17 protein-coding genes are annotated in these 25,674 nt (G+C 43.3%); 8 read left to right on the forward strand and 9 right to left on the reverse strand.

The window, feature by feature from the left end; all coding sequences use genetic code 11:
* The first annotated feature begins 13 nt into the window (after positions 1-13).
* Together GD630_RS05640 and GD630_RS05645 are read left to right on the forward strand one after the other, a co-directional pair.
* On the forward strand, positions 14-955 hold the full coding sequence (locus tag GD630_RS05640; protein WP_143869288.1) for a UDP-glucuronic acid decarboxylase family protein: 942 nt from the start codon (positions 14-16) through the stop codon (positions 953-955).
* A gap of 10 nt (positions 956-965) precedes the next feature.
* A complete protein-coding gene (locus GD630_RS05645; RefSeq protein ID WP_152276060.1) occupies positions 966-2,093 on the forward strand; it encodes a hybrid sensor histidine kinase/response regulator in 1,128 nt (375 codons plus the stop codon).
* A 191-nt stretch (positions 2,094-2,284) separates the two neighbouring features.
* Here GD630_RS05645 and GD630_RS05650 read toward each other — a convergent pair whose 3' ends face one another.
* Genes GD630_RS05650 through GD630_RS05665 form a run of 4 tightly spaced genes read right to left on the reverse strand, consistent with a single transcriptional unit; the run spans position 2,285 to position 9,793 of the window.
* On the reverse strand, positions 2,285-5,137 hold the full coding sequence (locus GD630_RS05650; protein ID WP_143865916.1) for a PD-(D/E)XK nuclease family protein: 2,853 nt from the start codon (positions 5,135-5,137) through the stop codon (positions 2,285-2,287).
* A 31-nt stretch (positions 5,138-5,168) separates the two neighbouring features.
* Positions 5,169-5,972, reverse strand: a complete 804-nt coding sequence (locus GD630_RS05655) for a KilA-N domain-containing protein (protein WP_143865918.1) — start codon at positions 5,970-5,972, stop codon at positions 5,169-5,171.
* Positions 5,973-5,994: 22 nt separating this feature from the next.
* Positions 5,995-9,165, reverse strand: coding sequence for a UvrD-helicase domain-containing protein (locus GD630_RS05660; protein WP_143865920.1), 3,171 nt, complete (start codon positions 9,163-9,165; stop codon positions 5,995-5,997).
* Between the two features lie 16 nt (positions 9,166-9,181).
* Complete coding sequence (locus GD630_RS05665; protein ID WP_143866110.1) at positions 9,182-9,793, reverse strand: RNA polymerase sigma-70 factor; 612 nt, start codon at positions 9,791-9,793, stop codon at positions 9,182-9,184.
* 162 nt (positions 9,794-9,955) lie between these two features.
* Between GD630_RS05665 and GD630_RS05670 the strand changes: the two genes are divergently transcribed.
* Positions 9,956-10,948 carry a FecR family protein gene (locus GD630_RS05670; RefSeq protein ID WP_143865922.1) on the forward strand — a complete coding sequence of 331 codons (993 nt, stop codon included), beginning with the start codon at positions 9,956-9,958 and terminating at the stop codon, positions 10,946-10,948.
* A gap of 39 nt (positions 10,949-10,987) precedes the next feature.
* A complete protein-coding gene (locus tag GD630_RS05675) occupies positions 10,988-11,143 on the forward strand; it encodes a hypothetical protein (protein ID WP_153260235.1) in 156 nt (51 codons plus the stop codon).
* 134 nt (positions 11,144-11,277) lie between these two features.
* Here GD630_RS05675 and GD630_RS05680 read toward each other — a convergent pair whose 3' ends face one another.
* Genes GD630_RS05680 through GD630_RS05700 form a run of 5 tightly spaced genes read right to left on the reverse strand, consistent with a single transcriptional unit; the run spans position 11,278 to position 19,561 of the window.
* Complete coding sequence (locus GD630_RS05680; protein ID WP_143865924.1) at positions 11,278-12,312, reverse strand: BT_3987 domain-containing protein; 1,035 nt, start codon at positions 12,310-12,312, stop codon at positions 11,278-11,280.
* A gap of 15 nt (positions 12,313-12,327) precedes the next feature.
* Positions 12,328-13,518: a DUF1735 and LamG domain-containing protein gene (locus GD630_RS05685; protein ID WP_143865926.1), complete on the reverse strand. Its 1,191-nt coding sequence runs from the start codon at positions 13,516-13,518 to the stop codon at positions 12,328-12,330.
* Between the two features lie 17 nt (positions 13,519-13,535).
* Positions 13,536-14,618, reverse strand: a complete 1,083-nt coding sequence (locus GD630_RS05690; RefSeq protein ID WP_143865928.1) for a glycoside hydrolase family 18 — start codon at positions 14,616-14,618, stop codon at positions 13,536-13,538.
* Between the two features lie 33 nt (positions 14,619-14,651).
* The gene (locus GD630_RS05695; RefSeq protein ID WP_143865929.1) at positions 14,652-16,217 is read right to left on the reverse strand and encodes a SusD/RagB family nutrient-binding outer membrane lipoprotein; all 1,566 of its coding nucleotides are present in this window, start codon (positions 16,215-16,217) and stop codon (positions 14,652-14,654) included.
* Between the two features lie 17 nt (positions 16,218-16,234).
* Positions 16,235-19,561 (reverse strand): TonB-dependent receptor, encoded by a 3,327-nt coding sequence (locus GD630_RS05700; protein ID WP_143865931.1) that lies wholly within the window; start codon positions 19,559-19,561, stop codon positions 16,235-16,237.
* A gap of 349 nt (positions 19,562-19,910) precedes the next feature.
* Between GD630_RS05700 and GD630_RS05705 the strand changes: the two genes are divergently transcribed.
* The 4 genes from GD630_RS05705 (at position 19,911) to GD630_RS05720 (ending at position 25,585) form a co-directional block, all read left to right on the forward strand.
* A complete protein-coding gene (locus tag GD630_RS05705) occupies positions 19,911-21,236 on the forward strand; it encodes an MFS transporter (protein WP_007760096.1) in 1,326 nt (441 codons plus the stop codon).
* Between the two features lie 21 nt (positions 21,237-21,257).
* Positions 21,258-22,226 carry a 1,4-beta-mannosyl-N-acetylglucosamine phosphorylase gene (locus GD630_RS05710; RefSeq protein WP_143865933.1) on the forward strand — a complete coding sequence of 323 codons (969 nt, stop codon included), beginning with the start codon at positions 21,258-21,260 and terminating at the stop codon, positions 22,224-22,226.
* Between the two features lie 7 nt (positions 22,227-22,233).
* The gene (locus GD630_RS05715; RefSeq protein ID WP_143865935.1) at positions 22,234-24,498 is read left to right on the forward strand and encodes a GH92 family glycosyl hydrolase; all 2,265 of its coding nucleotides are present in this window, start codon (positions 22,234-22,236) and stop codon (positions 24,496-24,498) included.
* 196 nt (positions 24,499-24,694) lie between these two features.
* Positions 24,695-25,585: a sugar phosphate isomerase/epimerase family protein gene (locus tag GD630_RS05720; RefSeq protein WP_182505713.1), complete on the forward strand. Its 891-nt coding sequence runs from the start codon at positions 24,695-24,697 to the stop codon at positions 25,583-25,585.
* The last annotated feature ends 89 nt before the right edge of the window (positions 25,586-25,674 follow it).

The raw sequence follows: 25,674 nt of genomic DNA on the forward strand, positions 1-25,674 counted from the left end.
TAGAATACATAAAATGAAAAGAATTCTGGTAAGTGGAGGAGCCGGCTTTATTGGTTCACATCTTTGCACACGGCTAATAAACGACGGTCACGAAGTGATATGCCTGGATAATTTTTTTACGGGGTCGAAAGACAACATCGCTCATCTGATGGGCAATCACCATTTTGAAGTAGTGCGGCATGATGTCACTTACCCATATTCTGCAGAGGTGGATGAAATATACAACTTGGCTTGTCCCGCGTCCCCACTTCATTATCAGCATGACCCTATACAAACGGCCAAGACGTCGGTGATGGGGGCTATCAATATGCTGGGACTGGCGATGAGACTGGATGCAAAGGTGTTGCAGGCTTCTACGAGCGAGGTGTACGGCGACCCGATTGTGCATCCGCAGCCGGAGTATTATTGGGGAAACGTAAATCCTGTGGGTTACCGTTCCTGTTACGATGAGGGGAAACGCTGTGCGGAGACATTGTTTATGGATTATCATCGACAGAATGATGTGCGTGTGAAGATTATCCGCATATTCAATACGTATGGTCCGCGTATGCTGCCGAACGACGGGAGGGTAGTCTCAAACTTCGTTTTGCAGGCCTTGAACAATGAAGATATCACGATATATGGTGACGGAAAGCAGACGCGCAGTTTCCAATATATCGACGATCTGATAGAGGGAATGATAAGGATGATGGAGACGGAGGACGATTTTACCGGTCCTGTGAATCTCGGCAATCCGCATGAGTTCTCAATACTGGAGTTGGCGGAAAAGATAATCGCCATGACGGGTTCTTCTTCGAAGATAGTGTTCAAGTCATTGCCGAACGATGATCCCAAGCAACGGCAGCCGGATATAACGCTGGCAAGGAAAAAACTCGGTTGGGAGCCTGCCGTCGAACTGGAAGATGGGCTGAGCCGCATGATTGAGTATTTTAAGGGATCTAAAACGAATAAATAAGGAGATAATTATGAATGTGGAAATTAATCCTTCCGAATATAAAGTCCTCATTGTGGACGATGTCATTTCAAATGTACTTTTATTGAAGGTGCTATTGAACAATGAAAAATTTCAGATTGTAACCGCCAGCAACGGTACGGAGGCTTTGGCGCAGGTGAAGAATGAAAAACCGGATCTTGTGCTGTTGGATGTCATGATGCCGGACATCAGTGGGTTTGACGTGGCGAAGCAGATGAAAGCTGATCCCGGAATGTCTGATATTCCTATCATTTTCCTGACTGCGCTGAATAGCACGGCGGATATAGTGAAGGGATTCCAGGTGGGAGGTAACGACTTTATTTCCAAGCCGTTCAATAAGGAGGAGCTGATCATCCGTGTGACGCACCAGATTTCGCTGGTTGCCGCCAAACGGATCATCGTGGCGCAGACGGAGGAATTGCGTAAGACGATCATGGGACGTGACAAACTGTATTCTGTGATTGCGCACGACTTGCGTTCGCCGATGGGTTCTATCAAGATGGTGCTGAATATGCTGATTCTGAATCTGCCCAGCGAGACAATCGGTGAGGAGATGTATGAGTTGCTGACAATGGCGAACCAGACCACTGAGGATGTGTTCTCACTGCTCGATAATTTGCTGAAATGGACGAAGAGTCAGATCGGTAAGTTGAAGGTGGTTTATCAGGAGTTCAATATGGTGGAAGTCGTAGAGGGTGTAAGTGAGATCTTTACGATGGTGGCCGGTCTGAAGAACATTAAAATTGTGCAGGATATGCCTGTGGTCCCCGTGGTTGTCCGTGCGGATATAGATATGCTTAAGACGGTGATCCGCAACTTGATAAGTAATGCAATCAAGTTTAGCAATGAGGGCTCGGAAGTGCTGGTGTCACTGACTGAGGAGGACGGTATGGCTATCGTCAGCGTGAAGGATAGTGGCTGCGGTATCGATGAGGAGAACCAAAAGAAACTGCTGCATACGGATACGCATTTCAGTACCTTCGGCACTAACAACGAGGAAGGTTCGGGACTGGGATTGCTGCTGTGCCAGGATTTCATCGTCAAGAATGGAGGCAAACTCTGGTTTACTTCGAAGAAGGGAGAGGGATCTACATTCAGTTTCTCGGTGCCGCTGCTGTAGAGTGCACCACAGATTACACGGATTAACACAGATTAAAAAGGAAAAAGAGGATTAACACAAATTAAAAAAGAGGATTAGCACAGATTAAAAAAGGAAAAACGCAAATTGCGTAATCTGCGTTTTTATCCTCCTCTTCAATTCACGTTTAATCTCTTCTTAATCTGTGTTAATCCGTGTAATCTGTGGTGAAACTATCTCTTGCAGATTGCCTTAAAATCGCAGTATGCACATTTCTTTATGTCCTCTGTCTGCGTGAAAGGTTCTTTCTCATCAAATATTTCCTCCAACAAGGCTTGCAAGCGTTCACGGAACTCGTCTTCAAAGAAAGCGAAGTTATTTACCGGTATTTTCGGTTTGCGGGGTTCTCCCATTTCGATAACAGGTGAATAGCTTTCTGAGGCGGCACGATGAATATAAAGCAAGGCGGGGGCTACCATTAAAGGCTGTTTCCGGCTCATGATGGCGGCATACAGGAACGTTTGGAAGATATAATTGGGACGCGTTTCCGAAGGAGTGAACAGTTGCTCGATATTGGCAGGAATCTTCGGGCTTCCTCCTGTTTTATAGTCTACGATACGTAATGTACCTTCTTTAGCGTCCATGCGGTCGATTGTTCCGCCGAGACGGAGCGTTAAAGGGCCTAAGGTAGTCTGTATGGTTATCTTCTCCGATACCTTTTTCTCCATAGCGACCATCTCGAAAGGAGTGTATTGCAGGTCGTTACGAAGCAACTGTTTCAAGTAAGAAACGATTACTTTGGAATTGATGAGCTGCACACCGTTGTATTCGGGCTTCTCTTCCGGTGCGACTTTGAACAATTCCTGCTTGAAGGCTTGGTCTACATAACCTTGCAGCTTTATTTCGTCACGCAGCAGACGTTCCAAGTCCTCTCTCTGAATTATTTTTCCGTTGGCTGTCAGGTCAGTGTAAGCCAGTTGGGCGGAGAGGTGGAAGATCGTTCCGAACAGGGCGGAATCGATTTCCGCACTTACTTCATCCGGTGTTTTCAGTCCGGCAACGTATCGGTAATAGAACCTCAGCCGACAATCAAGATAAGTGTTGAGGGCGGAAGGAGAAAGGATGACGGATTCGGGCTGGGCAGTGTCGTAGGCACGGTAAAGCCGTCTCAGTATTTCCGGAGTTTTTTCTATTTGTATCTCCAGCGTGTTTTGCGGAGATTGTCCGGCTTCCAGATACTCGCGGGTGATCTCGTGCGGACCTTCCACCAGCAGTTGTAGCATGAAACGGGACTCTTCGCCACGATTCAGTCCGTCCGAAGAGGTGTTGTAGAGCAGCGTGATATTCTCTGCCCGTTGAATCAGACGGTAGAAGTAGTAAGCGTATACTGCGTTTTTATGTTCGATGGTCGTCATGCCGAAGGCTTTGCGGAGGTTGTAGGGGATGAAGGAGGACTCTCCACCGGCTTTCGGAAGTTGCCCCTCGTTGAGCGACAACATGATAAGATTGCGGAAATCGAGGTTACGTGTCTCCAACACTCCCATGATTTGCAGTCCGATAGCCGGTTCTCCGTGGAAGGGGATATTGGAAGCGGTCAGCACTTTGGTGATAAGACGTTTCAGGGTATCGGTACGCACGCTTAATTCTCCGCTTTCTATCAGACTGTATAATCTGTTTATTTTCAGGTGACTCTGGAAGATGGATTCCCGATATAACTGGTTGAAAATATCGTCATATTCCCCTTCTTTGCGGTAGAGGATGGATATGCTTTTGATTAATCGGAGCAGGTAGTCGCATAACTCCCTGATATTGCTTTGCGGAGTGAAAAGGATAGTCAGGAAGTCATCTTTTTTCAGTTCCGACGGGAGCGGATAGAAACGGTTGGTCTTTGTCAGCTCGCGTTCCAGGCGGGTGGCATGATCCGATAGTTGCCTGGTGTAGGGGTGTTTTAATATTTTTGATACGGCTTCGTAGGTGAAACGTCCGGTATCCGGCCGATAGCCGTTGGTTTGTAATTCCATAGCTGCGTTGATGAAGCTGTACACCGGAGTTTGCGCCAATGGGAATCCCATAGTGATATTTACGTTTTGCACATCCTGTGGGATGGAGTGAAGCACGGGGAGGAGCAGGGCTTCGTTGCAAAGCACGATGGCATTTTCCTTTTCGCTGCCCATCTGGGCTGTCTGGGAGAACAGGAAGCGGGCTTGTGCATTTTCGGTGGAAGCGGAGATATAACGGATCTTTTTCGGCTTCCGGAAGATGTCGAAATAACTTTCCGGCAGTTCGTTGGGGAAGTCGATGAGGTTGCGTTTGATAAATTCTCCGGCTTCGTGCTTGGAGATTCGTTGGGTATAGAAGAGGTCGTAATCCCAATAAAACATGGCTTTCCCGGCTCTTTGCAGCTTTTGGAAGAATTCTTTCTCTACTTTGTTCAGTACGTTGAAACCGACGAATACGTATTTATCGTATTTGAGCCGGTCGGTATCGAGTTGTTCGATGACGTTCCGGTAGAGCATACCTTCGTAGGCAATGCCCAGTTCGGCAAGGTTCTCCCGATAACGATGATAGATAATACCCAGTTTGTCCCAGAGGGATATGAATTTTTCCTTGAGTTCGGTACGCCGTTCGATGGAGAAGTTCTGAAAGAATTGCCGGATGGCTTCTTCCTGTTCTTCATCGAGGAATTCGTAGTCGTCCATCAGGTTCTTCAGGTCTTGCAGGTTGCTGAACAGTTTGTCTGCATCCACCATATTTTTGTCTACGTCGTCGAAATCGCTAATCAGCAGTTCACCCCAGAAGTAGAAATCGTCCAGCGTCTCCCGACTTCCAGTCTCTTCTTTGAATACTTTATAAAGCTCGCAAACCAAACGGATCGGATCCCCTGCCTTTTGTACGGATAGTTTCTGCAACAGGTCACTGATACTCATGGCAGCAGGCGACCAGATAGGTTGGTCGGATTCTTCTGCCAGGTATTCGTTAAAAAACAGGTTAGCGCGTTTGTTGGGGAAAACGAGCACGGTGCGCGACAGGTCGTTTCCTATTTTCGTATATAAGTCATGGGCGACTAGTTGGAGAAATGGTTGCATATTGAATATATAATTGTGGGATGTATATTGATTATTTTAATAGTTTTCTGTTTCCATTCTCTTCTAATACCCGCATTTGTTGAATTGCCACTTGGTTGAGTTTTATAAGTCGTTCACCTTGTGGTATACCTTGTTCAATGAATACGGCATTAAGATTTTCCATATTGGAAAGACAAATCAGCTCATTAATAGAGGCATAATCACGTATATTTCCTTTGAGCTGAGGATATCGTTCACGCCACATCTTGGCAGTTATACCAAACATAGCTACATTCAACATATCAGCTTCATCAGAGTAAATGATACTCGCCTGTTTGGCTGTTACTTCGGCAGGGATGAGGTTTTGCTTAATAGCATCGGTATGAATGTGGTAATTAATCTTAGAAAGTTCTCGTTTTGCTGTCCATCCAAGTTGGGCTTGTTCCTGTTCTTTCAATCGTTGGAACTCTTTTAACAGATAGAGTTTGAATTGTGGTGATACCCAAGATGCGAATTCAAAAGCTATATCTTTGTGTGCATAGGTTCCACCGTAACGACCTGCTTTGGCGATAATACCTTTCGATTTAGTCTTTTCTACCCATTGTTTTACGGAAAGGATAAAACGGTTTAACCCTGCTTCATTTTTAATTCCCTCGAATTCGGGGGAATTAAATTCAGGATTATACATTTCTTCCCATATTCCAAGAAACTCTATTGTGTTCTTATTGCGTAACCATTTTTCAATAAGAGCTAACCCGTTTTCTATATTACGTACCATGTCGGTCAGGGAGATATAGTCTTTCTCATCGTATGCGATGATGGTTACTTCTGTATTTTGGACTTTAATTTTAGCCATATATTTTAATTTTACTCAGTATTTATACTTTTTCTATCCTCTCCTCATCCACATACCACAGATAACCGGTAATATTTTCGTACCCCATCTTAGAAAGTAACTGCATATATCCTTTCACCTGCTTGTTATATTTAGGACTCTCCTTGCCAAACTTAAAGTCTACTACAACCACCTGATTCTCTTTCATCATCACACGGTCCGGACGGCGGGTTTGCAGCACACCTTTCTCCTTGTAGATGATGGCACATTCGCTGAATAACGTCCATTCTCCTGAGTACCAATCCTGTATTTCGGGGGAAGAGAAAGCCTTTTGCACCACTTCGCGCACCATTCCCTCTTTTTCATCATCCCGGATAACCCCTTCAAAGACAAGGCGGTCGATAGCGGAATCGATGTCTTCTTCCGTCTCAATGGCGGAGAATAAGGTATGCAACAAACGGCCGCGATTGATAAAACGATCGTCGGAATCTTCCTCCTCAATGCCCTGAATAAAGTCCGCAGAACGGTTGGATTGGCGGAACTCGATGTCGTGCCGCATGGATTCCATACGGATGGGACGTTTCTCCGGTTTTTGAGTAAGTTTGTTGGTCGAAATCTTGGCCTTTTCTTCTTCCGAAGAACAAAGTTCACCCTGCTCATAACACTCTTCGTCCCATTCTATATCCTCTTTCAGCGCCACGACCGGAAGAACATTCGCCAATAATTCCGACATTGTACCTTTTTGGCCTTTCTTGCTCCAGATGATGAGATTCTTTCCTGCACGGGTGAAGGCAACATAGAGTAGATTCAGGTTATCCACCCAAAGTTGCAGGCGTTCGTTCAAGTAATCATCCCCGTAGATAGATTCCGCCATTTGTGTGGAATAATTAATGGGAAGGATATCCAGCCCATCGAACGGAGCCACCTGCGGGGTACACCACACAAGCTGACTATTCGTCTCGTTCTCCAACTTCCAGTCGCAGAAAGGAAGAAGTACCGTATGGAACTCCAGTCCTTTGGATTTGTGTATGGAGAAAATGCGGATACCCTCCACCTCACCGCTTGGAATCGTCTTGCCGCACAACGTTTCGTCCCAATAACGGATGAATCCGTCGAGCTCGGAAGAATTACTTTGCAGATAATCCGTCACTGCATCGAAAAAGGCGAACAGGTAAGCGTCCTGATCGCTGATGCGGTTCATCTCGAAGATACTGAAAAGTTCCTCCAAAAGTTCGTAGAGAGGCATTAACCGCAGTTCTTCCAGCTTCTCAAGGAATGTGGCAGGAAGATAGTTCTCTACGGGAAGGAGTAGGAGCGTGTTCCAGTCCAGCCCTTTCCGCAGCACTTCGTTCTGATAAGCCACAGCAAGTTGGGCACGCGCTATCTTGTTGTTTCCGTCGGAGAGATAACGCAAGGCGTCCAACATCATGCAGATAGCGAGCGAGGCGTCAAGGCGGAAAGCTTCGTCCGACACGATCTTATAATGCAGCTCCTTGTCAAAGTAATCGGCAATGCGGGGAATGTTCTTATTCTTCCGCACGAGAATCGCTATATCATTCAGCCGTACGCCGGAGGAGAGAAGACGGTTCACCTCTTCACCTAAGCTGATCAATGTCTGTTCGGTATAGTCATGTTCCTCATCGGGTTCGAGGAACGAAACCTTCACGTAACCCTTTTCCGTTTCCTTGGAAGATTCCTGCACAACATCAGCGTAGGCTTTCTGCAAATCCTTGCAGTCTTCGCCCAACTGACTGCGGTATATCCCGTTCAAATAATCGGCGGCGGCAGTAAAAACACGGTTGTTGAAACGGATGATATTGGTTTCGCTCCGCCGGTTGGTAGCCAATGTCCTTACATGGATGGGGAAATGCTCAATGCGGTCGTTCAGACTGTTCAGAATCCCCCAGTCACCATTCCGCCAACGGTAAATGGACTGTTTGACATCTCCCACAATCAAGCTGTCCGCTCCTTGCGAAAGCCCTTCGAGCAAAAGCAGTTTGAAATTCCCCCATTGCATTCGGCTGGTATCCTGAAACTCGTCTATCATCACGTTGCGGATATTGGTTCCTATCTTTTCGAATACAAAAGAAGAATCACCGTCTTTTACCAATTGATGAAGCAGGGCATTGGTGTCCGACAATAAGAAACGGTTGTTATCGTGGTTCAGTTGGCGCACTTCCTCGTCGATATTGGCAAGAAGCTGCACTTTATTGAGATGTTGCAGAGACAGTCGGCAACTGTTCAGCAACAGGTTATTTTTTAAACGGAGCTTTTCCGCATCCTCCAGGATATGTATCAGACTGGAATCTGCCAAAGCGATGATGTCCGCATAGCGGGAAGAACTTTTTGCCGCCCAGTTCTTTGCATCTTCCAGACACTTCTCCACAGTCGCATTGCGGATATCGTTTCCTAAGATACCATTATTCAGTTTACGGAAATAACTGCCGATTCCGCGTGAACCGTTTTTCAGATCGTCGGCGGTTAGCGCATGGCCTTCCAATTCCTCCTCAAAATGATCATAGAAACCTTTCATTTCTTCCAGCACTTCGGTTTCCAGTTCTTTCAGTTGCTTGCGGTATTCCTTGATGGTGTCCGGATTGCGCAACCGCTTCCGAAGTCCTTCCCCTTTTTCAATATAGCCCTCGTCAAAGATATTGCGGCCGAAACTTTTCACCTCATCCGATACATTCCAACGCTTGTCGTCGGCAATCCGTTCGTTGATATAATCCAGCAGCCATGCGAGGACAGGGGAGGTGGGACCGAGTTTCTCAATCATGCTGTCTACCGCATCGCTGAGCACTTCGGTATTGTTCAGTTCGATATTCAGATTCGGGCTGAGTTCCAGTTCCCGCGCCAGGTTACGCATGACGGATTGAAAGAACGAGTCGATGGTTTCCACCCGGAAACGGCTGTAATCGTGCAACATATAGCCGAGAGCGACTCCCGCCGCTTCCCGTATTTCCTGCTCCGTCCTTCTGGTTTCTTTTTTTATCCGGTCGAGATAGGCTTGAGAATCTTTGTCACCTATCTGAATGCCGTATAGCTGGCTGAGAATACGCTCTTTCATTTCAGCCGTCGCCTTATTGGTAAAGGTAACGGCCAGAATCTGACGGTAGGCACGCGGATTGAGGATTAATAATTTAATGTATTCCACTGCAAGGGTAAACGTTTTACCCGAACCGGCGGAAGCCTTATATACTAAAAGTTCACTCATGCTTATTGTAAATCTGTTAATAGAATTTTTTCATAAAGTCCGGTCCGAAACAGAGCAGGAATAGAGGGAGATAGTCTTTTAAAGCCACTCGGAGTAACTTTAAGGCTTGTCCGATCCTGTAATTTACAGTCTGGGGGGAGACATTCAGTTTTTCTGCTATCTCTTTATGGGTGAGATGCTGGCTACGATTCATCTCGTATGCTTCACGACACTCTTTGGGAAGTTGCCTCAATGCTTCTTCGTAGAGTCGGAAAAGCTCGTTGCCCAGATAGAAATCAGGGTTATTGAATTCGCCTTCGTATTTCTCTATGATTTCCAGATGTACTCTTCGTTTGATCTCAAAATGGGAAAGACGATTGAGAGCCTTGTTTTTTACGATGGTGAAAAGTAAGGTTTTCAATGTTAGTTCCGGCAAAAGGCTGCTGCGATTTTCCCACAACCACATCATTGTTTCTTGTACGATCTCCTCAATCTCCTCCTGTTCATAGACATATTGGGAACAAAAAGCGCACAGCCTCCGGAAATAGTAGCGGTAGACTGCGTCAAAAACATTTTCGTCTCCTGCTCTGAGGGCGGTGATGATGGACTTATTGTTGTTAATATCGAAAGATATCGGAGGTTGCGGCATTATCATTTTTTTAATGTAAGACAAAAATAGTCAAAGAAGTAGAGATAAAGAAATAAAAACACGAGAAAAAAATTTTTTTCTTTCTTTGTTTAGTATATTTGCATCGCCAACTGTATAACTACAAAGGTATTATTCTTATATTGTAAAAAGATTGAGTAGAACATGGATGAAATAATCTTATTGGCCTACTTGCGAGGTGAATGTAGTGACGAGGAAGCAGGACTGGTGGAAGCATGGTGCGAGAAAGCACCGGAAAACCGGAAAGTTCTGGAGCAACTTTACTATACTCTTTTTGTAGGCGACCGTGTAGTGGTGATGAATACTGTAGATACAGAGGCATCATTGAAAAAATTGAAATCGGCAATCAAGGAGAAGGAGGAAAAGAATCAACGGAAAGGGATGTCTGTCCGTTGGGGGCGTTATGCCACTGTGGCTGCCGCTTTCTTCACCGGGCTTGTTGTTGCGGGTGGAATCACTTGGGGGTTGCTGTCCGACAAACTTTCGGATTACGAGGTGCTGACCATTGCAGGCCAGCGGGCGCAAACGGTATTACCGGATGGTAGTAAAGTGTGGCTGAATGCATCTTCCAGATTGGTTTATCACAATTCCTTCTGGAGTTCGGAGCGTGAGGTGGACTTGTCGGGTGAAGCCTATTTTGAGGTGACTCATGACAAATATGCACCTTTTATTGTAAACAGCAAGCAAATCAAAACCCGCGTACTGGGCACAAAATTTAATGTACGTGCCCGCGAGGAAGAGAATAGGGTAGTGACTACCTTGCTTCAAGGTAAGGTCCAAGTAGATTCTCCACGCACGGAGAGCAACGGATATGTGCTGAAACCGGGACAGACCTTGAATATCGATACAGATACTTATCAGGCGGAACTGATCGAATATAACCAACCGACAGATGTTCTTTTATGGATTAAAGGGAAGTTGATGTTCAAGCAGAATTACTTATTGGAAATCACCAATATCATGGAAAAGCTGTATGATATTAAATTTATCTATGAAGATGAAACGTTGAAGACCGAACGCTTCACCGGTGAGTTTTCTACGGATAGCACTTCTGATGAGATCCTGAATGTGCTGATGCATACACATCATTTCAGCTATAAGAAAGAAGGAAGGACTATCCGGTTGAGAAAGAGATAGCTTTTTGATTATTCTTGTTATTGATAAACAGATATAAATATGAGAACCTCATCTTACACGCAGGAAACAATGGTGATAGAAAATCCTTCTAAACCACTTGTTATGCTTATGAATAAGCTAAGAGATAGAAAAATGGCTCAATTAAAAGAATTGAAAGAAAAGAAAGATTTTTATTTTCCTAAGAACAAGCAATGAAAGTCACTCACCCCTATATCATATATCTCGAAAGCAACATCAAGGATATGTAGATTGTATCAAAAGTAGAATTTATTCAATGTCTAAATAAAAAAAGCGGAGATTAATTCTCCGCTTTTTTATTATTAGATGTATTATTCAGGCCATTTTATGAGATTGAATTCAGAGATTCCAATCAGATAATCCCCATAAGATTCCATTCTCCACGAATCAAGGAAGTTTAATTTGAGATATTGTGTCGTTATAGGAGTGTAAAATTTTATTATGTTGTTTTTGATTCTGTCGGGTTTTGGGAATAATTTGCTTCCTACCAAAACCCAATCAGTTCTATTTTCACTCGTATATATATCAACATTTTTCACATTTGCTTCGCTACTGTATGCTTTAATAGTTCCCATTGATATCCCATTAAATGTAACTTCCTTTTTAAAATTGAAAACTAAAGTAACATCTTTATCGTATCCAGATACAAGCCATTTATCTGTATTATCATTAGCATCTTTTCCGTCCACAAGGTAAGCACAATCGTAACTAAATGGCGTAGAATCAATATACCATTTACGATCAGCTATATACTGTCCGTTTCCCAATTCAGATTCTCCCGGATCTACGTTGATACAGTTATTGATGAGTGCACAATACATCTTATTCATATTGGTACTCAATGCTACGTGCTCATCCGATACTTCTTTCAATTTTATCGGGAATAGATATTTACCGGACAAATCCATCGCTGTAAAATTGGTAAGCGTGAGACAAGCGGAGTCTTTCGAAACATAGTCTCCTGCCTTTATGGTAGCGGAACCTTTAGTAAACTCATAGGTACCTTCTAACGGAAGCGCATAAGCCGTACCGTTCTTAGCATTGTACGCATTTACAGTTTCCAGATCTCCCATTTCCAACGTCACTGTGATATCTGTGGACAAAGGAGAAGTGATTCTTACCGGTACTTTATATTCCACTTTTTCAGGAAGTGCGGCAGGATTGAACTGTACAGTCAGATCCATAAAGTCCATAGGTGTCATTCCATTACTCAGATATACTTTCTGAGTGGTATCGTCTCCTACGATTTTTTCTTCATATTCGTCCTCATCGCAAGCACTGAAAAGGCAGAGGCTTATTAGGCTAATTGCAATCAGACTGTATTTTCTATAATTTATGTGATTCATAATCTATATTTTAAGTTATTCTACATTTTCAACGTCCTTGTCAGGCTTGTTATCAGCTATAATATTTTTTATCCAACGAGTGTCGCTTTCTGAAGTACAAAGATTTCCATGTCCGGTATAATCACGGAATTCATTACCTTCTCCTTCATCCAATCTCCAATATGCTTCCAGGCCATCTGACTCCGGATTCACGTTAAACATATTATTTAGAATTTGGGTAGGAGTAATTGCTTTTGTCCAGAATCGTAATTCACTCACCTTTACGTTTGCCACTAAATATTGTCTATCATCAGGGTTACCAAAGGAAAATTTATTCTTACCCAAATTAGTGACAATACCTTTCATGGTCTTTTCCGAATCTTTCACACCATTTACATAAATTGTAAGTTTAGTGCCATCGTTTACAAAAGCTAAATGATACCATGTGTCTGTATTAAATAACATATTAGTATTCATCTGACTGTCCTGGTTCTTTGCTTGAAGCCGATTCCCTTCTGTAGTCGTATCACCGAATCTTGTATAGATTTCTCCTGTTTTCCCGGCTGGAGCGAATGCGGCAAATAAAGCCTGATTATTCCATTTACCTATTTCTTTGCCTAGCTTGTCAATACTGATTCTAAATTCTACCGACCATTCTTTTAATTCATAATCTTGGCGCATTTGCATCTTCAGAAGGTTATTTCTGTTGATGACGGGAACAGATATGGTTTTCAACGGATCCATGATGTATATCATCATATCGGCTCCTTTCAGCGTTTTGATACTTCCTTCGGTTGCAATACTGACAGGCAGTGCATAATTCCTGCCTGATTTCTTCATTTCTTCAGTCATCGGCTTGAAAGTTACTTTTACTCCCTGTGCATCTAGTTTACCTTGTTTGATTGTTACAGTATTGTTTTCAACATCGTATCCTTCTTGCGGAAGTAATACATAGTCCGTACCGTTTCTTTGGTTGTATGCTTCCAGAACCGCTTCATTGATGGCAACCTGAACCTTTACATCTTCCGGAACTGCCTGTCCGGCACACGGAGTGAAATATACAGGCAAATCAGCACTTCGGATAGGAACCTTCTGCGCAATATAGGCTTGCGTTTTCGATTCTTTGATATAAACCATGCTGTCAACCGTATCATATTTAGCATCATTACATCCCATGAGGGATATGACAATACCAGTCAATATAATTGAATATTTGTTTCGTTTCATAATTATCGATATTTAGTTTATTTTACAGGAGGGTTCATAATTCGAGTGGCATTGCGTAAAAACGGATAAGTACCTTCATGACCGGGTACATAAAACTCATATTCCATGTGATAAGTACCAACTCCGCCTTTCCGTATCTTTTTACCGTTTACAACGGGATTCCAACGGGCCATGCCTTCCAATGATTTCATTTCTGTTCCATCGGGAGCTATAAAATCGTATCCTCCCATTTGTGCATACTTCTCAAAATCTTCCGTCACTATGAGCTTTCTTGCCAATTCTTCGGCGGGAACTTCCGATGAATACTCGTTTATAAGATCATTTAAACGGCTGTTAAGTGTATATTCACCGGTACAAGTATAAGCCTGCGTAATGAAATAATCAAAATAGCTGGCATACTTAGCTGGCAAATTTGAAATCTCACCATCTACTACAAGATATCTTCCTGTACCGGATTTAGGACCTACACGCTTGGACATGGTATCCAGAAATACGTCAATACGTCCCGGTCTTCCCATTTCACGATTTGTTTCAAAGGGCTGTGCAGTAGTTATTTCCCAGTCCATATCAAAGCCGTCATAGTTATATTTGTCGATGGTATCGCAAATGGCATTCGCAAATTTCACTATTGAGGCTTTGATGGCTTCTTCGTCATTATCTACCCATCCCCAGAATTTATGCCGGTCTGCACGGGTCGCGTTATATTCTTCCGGAGTAATCTGGTCTCCCATCTCCAATACAAGGAATACGACTAATGCCTTAGTCCCTTTTTTCTCCTGCACATATCTCAGGTCTTCCAACATTTCGGGTGTCGGGCTTTTCCAGCCGCCCCACATTGATATGAAATCGACACTGTCCGGAAGTCCGACCAGACAGTTCTCCAGACTGGATCCTTTACCTGTCCAGTTTCCATACCAACCGAAAGTGACAGAATGATCAGATTTCTTATATGCGCGTAAATTCGCATAATATTCTTCTGACATACTGCTTCCGCTCATAGATTGCGAATGCAACGTTTCTATTTCCGTCCAGTCGTCACAAGCGGTATTGACCGCTATGGCCCCGAATAATAGCATTATAAAATAGAATATTTTTTTCATTTCAGTTCTCGTTAAGTTATACTTCATGTAAGATTATTTATCTTTTCTTTGCCACCAAACTTTGGTTTCGTAATTGTCCGCACCCAATTTCTGTACAGCCTCATTCACATTGACTGTATTGCGAATGTATTCCGACGGAGGGAATGGTATACGATTGGCTACGGGAAGATTTGAACCGTTTCCGTTCATCAAAGGGAAGAAATGAGGATATCCGGTACGCCGGTATTCACTCCATGCTTCTTGTCCCAATGGCCACAAAGCAATCCATTTTTGAGTAATAAGTCTTTCCAGGCTCCTTTCGTCATCTCCATCTTCCCACTTAATGGTAATTGAACTTACGGCAGCCACACTTCCTTGATTGAATGGGTCCGTATAATTGGATTGAGCGGATGTATTGTCATTCAAGTACGCTTCGACACCTTCTGCTCCCCATTGTTCGAAAGAAAGTTTGATGGCAGCATTGTACAGGTCTTTGGCGCTCTCTTTTCCGATATTCCAATGAAGCATGGCGGCTTCGGCCATATTGAAAGTGGTTTCGGCAGCACTCATCCATAATGTGCGGTCCATCGTACCCACTTTGATTGTTGAGAATTTAGGTCCTGTACTTTCATTTCCATAGGACAATCCGGCACGCATACCCAGGTAATTATCATATCCTGCACCAATGGTATGTTTCTGAAAATACTTTTCCATACGGGGATCCTTGTATCCTTTCATATAAGATACGATATCAGCAGCCACACGATGGTCGGGCCATTGGCACAGTACTGTGTACAATTGGTTTTTGCTTCCCAATGAAGTTGCATTATCTTCGTTGGAACGGATAACCCCGATAGGATGAGTAATAGCTTCCACTGCCATTGCTTCAGCTAAATCCGGCGCAGCGAAACGTACCCTGATTGCCATACGCAATTTCAATGAATTGGCGAATTTTACCCATTTCCTGAAGTCACCGTCATATACTTTGTCATATTTCGCCATACTTTTATTGGTGGGATACTCATTTACATAGTTCGTCATTACATCAATGGCGTTGGTCAAGTCTGTAAACATAGCCCGGTATGCTTCCTCCATTGTGTCATAAGGAGTAGAGAGCTTATCACTTGAGATTTGAGAATAGGGGAGAGCTCCATACATATCGACCATGCGTTGCATTGTCGCTACTCTTAGAATCTGAGCCCACGCAAAGTTGACACCTGTCCCCTGAGTCAGATTCTTGATTTTGTTCCATGCTCCGTACACCATGACCATTACATTGTCATCCCCAAATTGATAGTTCAGCCAAGCTTCCGGTGCATTGTAGGTCGCAAAATTGGAATTCTTGAATTTATCGGTTGCCATAACCTGATAACGTCCGTAGCAGTCGCCTATCAAAGATTCATTGGTGTTATAGATATTCTCGGTAGCTATAGGATACGCATAATCGCAAAGCGTCAGGAAAAAAGCATTGGCTGCAAAACCATCCCTGCCGATCTCTTCTTCCGAAACCTTTCCAGTGGGATCATTCAAGCTGTCTTCCATACATCCCTGAAATATAGAAACACCGAAAAGCATACAGCTTGCAATGGAAATCCGTGTTAAGTATTTATATATTTTCATTTCTTTATTTTTAATCATTAGAACTGTATTTTTACATTAAATCCCCAACTCTTCAGACTGGGTTGCATAAAGTAGTCGATACCCTGATAATAAGTACCGGTAGAAGCGGTTGATTCCGGGTCGAACGGAGCTTTATTGTAAATCATCCACAGATTGTGCCCGGTCAATGTCAGACTAAGATTGCATTTGTTGTTAAACCATTTAGCCGGGAATGCATATCCGACAGACACTTCCTGCAAACGTACATTGGTGGCGCTGTATATATAATTGGACATCAGACCGCTTACTCCCGCTGTCTCCGTATAGAAAGTCTGAGTATCTACCAAACCGTTATTGATTGCGATACCTTCACTTTCACGTGCCAGTTCTGTAGTCTTGGATACTCCGAACTGATCCATCACGGCTTGAGTCGGTGATATAACGATACCGCCAAAACGAGCGGAAAGCATGAATCCTAAATTGATACCTTTATATGAGAAGTCATTACGGAATCCCATATTACCTTTCGGCAAAACGGAGCCTACATGAATAAATTCGTCAGAATTCTTTATGTCTTCCTTTTTCACGTTCTGGGTGGCTTTGTCTATGTAGATGTTGCCTTCCTGGTCACGTTTCAAACGGTTGGTTACATACATATCTCCCATATCTCCACCTTTGCGCAGGATTATCTTAGCAGACCCGATACCGCCTTTATCGATTTCTTTCAAAGTGTAATGGTTGCCTTCGTCATCTACAGCATCATCCAGCAGTTCAACAATCTTATTCTTATTGAAGCTGTATGTCAAGCTAGAGTTCCAGCCAAAATCACCCCATTTCTTATTGTATCCCAAAGTGAACTCCATACCTTGGTTTTCGATATTACCGGACTGCGCATACATAGCAGCATAGACAGCCGTTCCCGATAATGGAACTAAGAAAGTCTGCTTGCGGGTATTCGCTTTGTACCAAGTGACATCTAAGGTCAATGAGTTGCGGAAGAATTTTGCATTCAGACCGGCTTCCCAAGAGTTGGTGCGTTCCGGATATAATTTAGGTAACGGACGATAAGTCTGTAATTTCCATTGGCTTGTAGATGGTTCCCATTTGTATGTCTTTTTAGAAGACAGATTGCGGGGAATGGCAGTACCTACGGATGCGAATGAGCCGCGCACTTTCAAATAAGAAATGAATGTAGGCAATTTCACCATCTCGGAAATAACACCGGAAAGTCCGACAGACGGATAGAAGAATGATGACCGCTCGGTGTTTATTAACGCGGAGTCCCAGTCATTACGTCCTGTCAGTGTTAAATATAACATACTCTTCCAGCCAAGTTCCGCACTTGCAAAAACAGAATTGGTCCGTTGTTTGTAACCGTCTTCCACCGGATAGGTGTCTTTATCCAGCACTGTATTCATGTTATATAGACTGAATACATTGGACATATCCTTCAAACCTCCCTGAAATCCCTTTTCATCATAATAGGTCTGCGTGAAACTACCGCCAATATTAGCACTCAAAGAAAAGTCTTTGAAACGTTTGTCTATATTGACCATGATATCCGCATAAACCTGCCGGTCGTCCGCTTTGTAATATTTATAAAAACCATAGTCGGAACCATCGGTAAAGTAAGTGTCTGTAGTAGCACTTCTCTTGTCTGTAAAATCATTGGTGGCATTGTCTATACGCACACGACCTGCGACATTCAACCAATCAAGAATCTCATACTTCAGATTGACATTGGCCATATAACGCTGCTTCTTTATACCGTGATTCATTTCATTGATTACCCAATACGGATTGTTCTTCATACTGTAACCGGGATCTCCCCAACTCCAGTTTTGAACGTCTATTTTCCGGGTCTCATCATAGGTCTTATACATTCTGACTGATTCGAAATTCTCTCCACGCGGAAATAAATATACTGCCGGAAGCGGGTTGAAATATTCGCCTTGTGCCATTAGGTTTCTATCCTCCTGGACAATATAGCTGAAACCTACATCCAGAGTCATCTTATCTTTCAAAAAACTTGTCGTATTTCTTACTGTGAAGTTGTAACGGTCATATTTACTGTTTTGAATGATACCTGTTGCGTTTGTTGTCCCGACGGACAGGTATGTTTGGTTCTTGTCACTACCTACTGATAATGAAATGTTGTTCTGAATGTTTGTGCCTGTGTTAAAAAAGTCTTTCGGGTCGTAACTGCCGAACATGGAAGGTGCTTTGTCTCCCCAAGATGCGAAAGATCCGGCACGGTTGATATACGAAGTCTGGAATTCCGGCATGATAAAAGGAGACGAGAAAGTCGAATTGTTTGAAATTGTGACTTTGGCCGTGCCTTCTTTTCCTTTCTTGGTGGTGATCAGAATCACACCGGATGCAGCATTGGAACCATATAATGCGGCTGCTGCAGGACCACTCAGGACGGACATACTTTCTATGTCTTCCGGGTTAATGTCGGATATTCCCTCTCCTCTCGGCTGAACTGAATATTGTCCGCTTATATCACCTTTGTTGATGTTGAAAATGGGTACACCGTCGATTACGTACAATGCGTTGTTGTCTGAGGATATGGATTTGGTACCGCGCATCACTACACGAGTTGCACCGCCCACACCGGAAGAAGAAGCATTGATGTTCACACCGGCTACTTTGCCTGCCAGTGAGTTCATGAAGTTAGCGTCTTTCACCGTAGTAAGCTCGTCACCTTTTACTTCTTGCACATTGTAACTCAATGCTTTTGTGGCACGCTTGATACCCAAAGCTGTGACAACAACCTCATCGAGTGCCTGCGCGTCTTCTCCCATTGTGATTTTCAAGGGTTGTGCATTGGCCAGCGTGATTGTCTGGGTGGCATAGCCTACGTAAGAAATTTCCAGCACATCACCTTTGGATGCCTGTATCTTGAAGTTTCCGTCCATATCGGTAATGGTGCCGTTGGAAGTTCCTTTTATCAAGACACTTACACCAATTAGAGGTTCACCTTGCGCATCTGTTATGGTACCGCTTGCCGTAACAGGAACTTTTTTCTGCTGTTCTTCCTTCTTATTATTTGCAGAAAGTACGATATGATTATTGACTATTGAAAAACTGACATTGGTTCCCTTGAATAATATGCTCATGACATTAGTGAGGGACTCTTTTTTTACTTTGATAGATACGATGCGGTTAATATTGATATCACTTGAGTTATAAACTATCGACATTGAAGTCTGTTTTTCAACTTCTTTCAATGCAGTATTCAGAGGTACTTTCGACAGATTAAGAGTGATTGTCCGTTCTTGCCCATAAGCGGAAGCAAAAGACGAAACCAACAAAAGGAAGAATAACAAGTATGAAAACTTGTGTTTTATAATTTCTTTCATCTTATTCTTTTTAGTTAGAAATAATTTTTGGGTTTTGTTATTAGAAGTCAGTAAATTGAATTACTACTTTCGTACAAAGGTCTTATGTATCAATGTTTCTCATAATTTATAAATTTAAAGGTTACACTTAAAAACAAATTCAATAAGCGCTTATTCAGTAGTAGTACATTTTAAGTTATAACCTTACTAAACGAAGGTATAACTTTTTTTTAGTAAAACGGATATTTATGGCGGAAATGATAATAAATGAAAAAAAAGAGGGGGGAAACGTTAGTAGTTTCCTCCCTTTAGTTGTATTATATATAGATGGGTCAGAAAAATGAGTTTATTCATCTATATACTATGATTTATGCAACAGAATAAAACTGCTTCTCAACGAAAGACTATTAACCCGGCTTGCTGGGTTCCTACCGCTTACTTTGCAATGGGACTTCCCTTTATTGCCATTAATCTGGTTTCCGTATTTATGTTTAAGGATCTGGGAGTGTCGGATACACAAATCGCATTCTGGACTTCCCTTATTATGATGCCTTGGACGCTGAAATTCTTGTGGAGCCCTTTTCTTGAGATGTTCCGGACAAAGAAATTCTTCGTACTGGTGACCGAATTGTTGAGCGGAGTATTGTTTGGAGTGGTGGCCTTTTCTTTATTCTTCGACTATTTCTTCGCTATCAGTATTTCGACGATGGCGGTGATTGCTTTTAGCGGCGCGACACATGATATTGCTTGCGACGGTGTATATATGGCGGAACTGAACAAAGAGGATCAGGCGAAATATATCGGTGTGCAAGGTGCTTTCTATAATGTAGCCAAACTGGTGGCTAACGGTGGACTGGTCGCTATGGCTGGTGCATTGGCGGAACATTTCGGAGCGATAGAGGGAGCTTCAATCGATGCCAATAAAGGTGCGTATTCGTCTGCATGGATGATTATTTTTGCGGTAATCGCTGTGATAATGGTATTGATAGGTATCTATCATATAAAGGTGCTGCCTTCTACGCAGATTCCCTCAACAACGAAAAAAACGACTTCGGAAGTGGGACGGGAATTGGTAGGTGTGATTGCTAACTTCTTTACTAAAAAGCATATTCTTTATTATATCTGTTTCATCATCCTCTACCGTTTGGCGGAAGGATTCATAATGAAGATTGCTCCGTTGTTTCTGCGTGCGTCGAGAGAAGCGGGCGGGTTGGGACTGTCTTTGAAGGAGATTGGTACATTGAACGGAATTTTTGGTTCTGCCGCTTTCGTGTTAGGTTCACTGTTGGCAGGCATTTATGTATCTAAGTTCGGATTGAAGAAGACTTTGTTCACTCTCTGCTGCATCTTCAATCTTCCGTTTGTGGCTTATACTTTCCTTGCGGTGGTGCAGCCTACCGATGTGTATCTGATAGGAACGTGCATTACGATGGAGTATTTTGGCTATGGCTTCGGGTTTGTCGGATTGACATTGTTTATGATGCAACAGATTGCTCCGGGAAAACACCAGATGTCGCATTATGCTTTTGCATCAGGAATCATGAATCTGGGAGTCATGCTCCCGGGAATGGTCAGCGGTTATCTGAGTGACTTGCTGGGTTACCGGAACTTCTTTATTTATGTTCTGATAGCGACTATACCGGCTTTTCTGATTACTTATTTCATCCCGTTCACGTATGACGATTCAAAAAAATAATCATATAAATAATCGAATATCATGAATAAAATTCAAATTCCTTGGGAAGATCGTCCTGCAGGATGTGCGGACGTAATGTGGCGTTACTCACAAAATCCGGTTATCGGACGCTATCATATCCCTTCATCCAATAGTATTTTCAATAGTGCCGTCGTTCCATTCGGAGATGGTTTCGCAGGTGTGTTCCGTTGTGACAACAAGGCCGTGCAGATGAACATATTTACCGGATTCAGTAAGGATGGTATCAATTGGGAGATCAGCCACGAACCGATTCAGTTTAAAGCCGGCAACACGGAGATGATCGAATCGGAATATAAATATGACCCCCGTGTGACGTGGATTGAAGACCGTTATTGGGTGACCTGGTGCAACGGTTATCATGGTCCTACCATTGGCATTGCTTATACTTTCGACTTTAAGGAGTTCTTCCAATGTGAGAATGCTTTCCTGCCTTTCAACCGTAACGGTGTGCTTTTCCCGCAGAAGATAGACGGTAAATATGCCATGTTGAGTCGTCCCAGTGATAACGGGCATACTCCGTTCGGTGATATATATATCAGTTACAGTCCGGATATGAAGTATTGGGGAGAACATCGTTGCGTGATGAAAGTGACTCCTTTCCCGGAAAGCGCCTGGCAGTGTACGAAGATCGGAGCCGGTTCCGTACCTTTCCTTACGGATGAAGGCTGGTTGCTGTTCTATCACGGTGTGATTACTACCTGCAACGGTTTCCGCTATGCAATGGGAGCTGCCATACTCGATAAGGATCATCCGGAAAAAGTGCTGTATCGTACCCGCGAATATTTGTTAGGTCCGGCTGCTCCTTATGAACTGCAGGGAGATGTGCCGAATGTAGTATTCCCTTGTGCCGCATTGCAGGATGGCGAACGTGTAGCTGTTTATTATGGTGCCGCCGACACTGTTGTGGGCATGGCCTTCGGATATATTAAAGAGATTATCGACTTTACTAAACGGACAAGTATCATTTAATAAAGCCATGAAACGTATTCTATTAACTTACACACTTGCTTTCGCCCTTCTTCCTGTATATGCGGGAGAGGGTGGAAGCCCCCCCGCTGATAAGAGTCTTCCGGTTGATTATGTAGATCCTTTTATCGGAACGACCAATTTCGGCACGACCAATCCCGGAGCGGTGTGTCCGAACGGAATGATGTCCGTAGTTCCTTTTAATGTGATGGGTTCTTCGGAAAACACGTATGATAAAGATGCACGATGGTGGTCTACTCCATACGAATATACCAATTGTTTCTTTACAGGATATGCTCATGTCAATCTGAGCGGAGTAGGTTGTCCGGAATTGGGGTCTTTACTTTTAATGCCCACTACCGGAGAGCTGAATGTGGATTATAAAGAATACGGAAGTAAATATAAGGATGAGCAGGCTTCACCGGGTTATTATTCCAATTATCTGACGAAATATAACGTTAAGACAGAGGTTTCCGCTACTCCCCGTACAAGTATCGCCCGTTTTACTTTCCCAAAAGGCAAAAGCCATATATTGCTGAATTTAGGAGAGGGACTGACGAACGAAAGTGGCGCTATGCTCCGCCGTGTCAATGATTGCGAGGTGGAAGGCATGAAACTGCTCGGTACGTTCTGTTATAATCCTCAAGCTGTTTTCCCTATTTACTTTGTGATGCGGGTTAAAAAGGTTCCTTCCGCAACCGGCTACTGGAAGAAGCAACGTCCGATGACGGGCGTGGAAGCCGAATGGGATGCGGATCAGGGGAAGTATAAACTCTATACCCGCTATGGAAAAGAAATAGCCGGTGATGATATCGGGACTTATTTTTCTTTTGAAACGGAAGAGGGAGAACAGGTGGAAGTGCAGATGGGAGTTTCCTTTGTGAGCATTGAAAATGCCCGGTTGAACTTGGGCCGTGAACAGGAAGGAAAGAATTTTGAGCAGATTCTTGCCGAAGCGCGTACTAAATGGAATGACGACTTGTCACGTATCACTGTAGAGGGCGGAACGGATGCGCAGAAGACTGTGTTTTATACGGCACTCTATCACCTGCTGATTCATCCTAATATCTTGCAGGATGTCAACGGAGAATATCCGGCAATGGAAAGCGATAAGATTATGACGACAAAGGGAGACCGCTATACGGTATTTTCTCTTTGGGATACGTATCGCAATGTTCACCAATTGTTGACACTGGTTTATCCGGAACGCCAGATGGAGATGGTACGCACCATGTTGGATATGTATCGTGAACATGGGTGGTTGCCGAAATGGGAATTGTATGGGAGAGAGACATTGACAATGGAAGGCGACCCAAGCATTCCGGTGATTGTAGATACATGGATGAAGGGTTTGCGTGACTTTGATGTGGAGCTGGCATACGAAGCAATGTACAAATCGGCTACACTGCCGGGAGCGGACAATCTGATGCGTCCTGACAATGACGATTATCTGTCGAAAGGATATGTGCCCCTCCGCGAACAGTATGACAATTCGGTATCTCACGCTCTGGAGTATTATATTGCAGATTTTGCACTTTCCCGTTTTGCAGAGGCTTTGGGTAAGAAAAAGGAAGCGGAACTGTTCTATAAGCGGTCTTTAGGGTATAAACATTATTATAGCAAGGAGTTCGGAACGTTCCGTCCGATATTGCCTGACGGTACTTTTTATAGTCCGTTTAATCCGAGACAGGGAGAGAACTTCGAGCCGAATCCCGGTTTTCATGAAGGCAACTCCTGGAATTATACATTTTATGTGCCGCATGATGTATATGGACTGGCAAAGTTGATGGGGGGCAAGAAACCTTTCATTAACAAGTTGCAGATGGTGTTTGATGAAGGACTTTATGATCCTGCCAACGAACCGGATATTGCATATCCTTATTTGTTCTCTTATTTTAAAGGAGAGGAATGGCGCACGCAGAAAGAAACGCAACGGTTGTTGGATAAGTATTTTACAACGAAGCCGGATGGTATCCCCGGAAATGATGATACGGGAACGATGTCTTCATGGGCTATTTTCAATATGATAGGTTTCTATCCGGATTGTCCGGGATTGCCGGAATATACATTGACGACTCCGGTATTCGACAAGGTGACTATTCGCCTGGATCCGAAATGGTATAAAGAAAAGGAATTAGTGATTGAAAGTAATCGCGCCCAACCGGGAACTCTTTATATCAATAAGGTGTTACTGAATGGAAAGAAGTTCAATAAATATCGTATCACACATGATGAACTTGTTCATGGTCAACACATATATTTTGATTTGAAATGACACACAGTGTTTCATAGGTATCGTTTTTGGGTTGACAGGGCTGTCGGACATTTCAGGGTCCGGCAGCCCATTTTTCTTCTCATTCTTTTCTCTTCTTCTCTTTTTCCTTCTTTTATTTTCTTCTTTGTGTTATAAGCGATTACAAAATTCTCTTTCATTCGTCTAGTACATAAATCGTGTATAAAATAGAATGATAATGAAAAGGAATTTGTTGAAGTGTATCCTTTGGGCATTACTGCTTGCCGGATGTTTCCCTCTATTGGCCGTTGCCGGAGCGCAACAAAAAGAACAGCGTTATAAGATTGCCGTATGCGACTGGATGATTCTGAAACGTCAGAAGATCGGCTCTTTTCAATTGGTGCATGAATTGAAAGGGGATGGTGTGGAACTGGATATGGGCGGTCTTGGCAAAAGAGAAAGATTTGATAATAAACTCCGTGAACCTCATTTCCAACAACTGTTTCGGGAAACTGCACAGAAATTCCAAGTAGAAGTTCCATCTATTGCCATGTCCGGATTTTACGGGCAGTCTTTTTTAGAACGGACTAATTACAAAGAATTGGTCCGGGAATGTTTGGACGCCATGCAAGTGATGGGGGCTAAGGTAGCTTTTCTTCCATTAGGAGGTATTAAGGCCGGATGGGAGAATGAACCGGAACTTAGAATGGCAGTAGTAAAACGTTTGAAAGAGGTAGGAGATATGGCAGCTTCCGACGGTTTGGTCATCGGTATAGAAACTCAGCTTGATGCAAAAGGGGAGGTGAAACTGCTGAAAGAGATAAATTCTCCCGGTATCAAGATCTATTTCAAATTTCAGAATGCATTGGAAAATGGACGGGATTTGTGCAAAGAGCTTAAGATTCTGGGGAAAAAGAGAATTTGTCAGATTCATTGCACAGATACAGACGGAGTTACCCTGCCTTTCAACAAGCGGCTGGACATGAATAAGGTAAAAAAGACGCTCGATAAGATGGGATGGAGCGGATGGCTGGTCGTGGAACGCTCGCGAGATAAGGAGGATGTAAGGAATGTGAGGAAGAATTATGGAACGAATATCGAGTACTTAAAGAAGGTGTTTCAGGAGTGATAGGACGGAGTCCATGGATAGAATATGAAGAAAGATATCTTTTTCTATATTTTATTCTTTTTAAGTGATTACAGTTTTTAATGTTTTTC

Source organism: Bacteroides zhangwenhongii, from assembly GCF_009193325.2.
GTDB classification, from domain to species: Bacteria; Bacteroidota; Bacteroidia; order Bacteroidales; family Bacteroidaceae; genus Bacteroides; species Bacteroides zhangwenhongii.

What these genes read in the sequence shown, in the direction of transcription:
- GD630_RS05720 (WP_182505713.1), top strand. Translation starts at nt 24,695, where the DNA reads ATGAAAAGGAATTTGTTGAAGTGTATCCTTTGGGCATTACTGCTTGCC.
- GD630_RS05685 (WP_143865926.1), bottom strand. Translation starts at nt 13,518, where the DNA reads ATGAAACGAAACAAATATTCAATTATATTGACTGGTATTGTCATATCC.
- GD630_RS05660 (WP_143865920.1), bottom strand. Translation starts at nt 9,165, where the DNA reads ATGAGTGAACTTTTAGTATATAAGGCTTCCGCCGGTTCGGGTAAAACG.
- GD630_RS05680 (WP_143865924.1), bottom strand. Translation starts at nt 12,312, where the DNA reads ATGAATCACATAAATTATAGAAAATACAGTCTGATTGCAATTAGCCTA.
- GD630_RS05645 (WP_152276060.1), top strand. Translation starts at nt 966, where the DNA reads ATGAATGTGGAAATTAATCCTTCCGAATATAAAGTCCTCATTGTGGAC.
- GD630_RS05715 (WP_143865935.1), top strand. Translation starts at nt 22,234, where the DNA reads ATGAAACGTATTCTATTAACTTACACACTTGCTTTCGCCCTTCTTCCT.
- GD630_RS05655 (WP_143865918.1), bottom strand. Translation starts at nt 5,972, where the DNA reads ATGGCTAAAATTAAAGTCCAAAATACAGAAGTAACCATCATCGCATAC.
- GD630_RS05650 (WP_143865916.1), bottom strand. Translation starts at nt 5,137, where the DNA reads ATGCAACCATTTCTCCAACTAGTCGCCCATGACTTATATACGAAAATA.
- GD630_RS05710 (WP_143865933.1), top strand. Translation starts at nt 21,258, where the DNA reads ATGAATAAAATTCAAATTCCTTGGGAAGATCGTCCTGCAGGATGTGCG.
- GD630_RS05695 (WP_143865929.1), bottom strand. Translation starts at nt 16,217, where the DNA reads ATGAAAATATATAAATACTTAACACGGATTTCCATTGCAAGCTGTATG.
- GD630_RS05700 (WP_143865931.1), bottom strand. Translation starts at nt 19,561, where the DNA reads ATGAAAGAAATTATAAAACACAAGTTTTCATACTTGTTATTCTTCCTT.
- GD630_RS05640 (WP_143869288.1), top strand. Translation starts at nt 14, where the DNA reads ATGAAAAGAATTCTGGTAAGTGGAGGAGCCGGCTTTATTGGTTCACAT.
- GD630_RS05670 (WP_143865922.1), top strand. Translation starts at nt 9,956, where the DNA reads ATGGATGAAATAATCTTATTGGCCTACTTGCGAGGTGAATGTAGTGAC.
- GD630_RS05705 (WP_007760096.1), top strand. Translation starts at nt 19,911, where the DNA reads ATGCAACAGAATAAAACTGCTTCTCAACGAAAGACTATTAACCCGGCT.
- GD630_RS05665 (WP_143866110.1), bottom strand. Translation starts at nt 9,793, where the DNA reads ATGCCGCAACCTCCGATATCTTTCGATATTAACAACAATAAGTCCATC.
- GD630_RS05675 (WP_153260235.1), top strand. Translation starts at nt 10,988, where the DNA reads ATGAGAACCTCATCTTACACGCAGGAAACAATGGTGATAGAAAATCCT.
- GD630_RS05690 (WP_143865928.1), bottom strand. Translation starts at nt 14,618, where the DNA reads ATGAAAAAAATATTCTATTTTATAATGCTATTATTCGGGGCCATAGCG.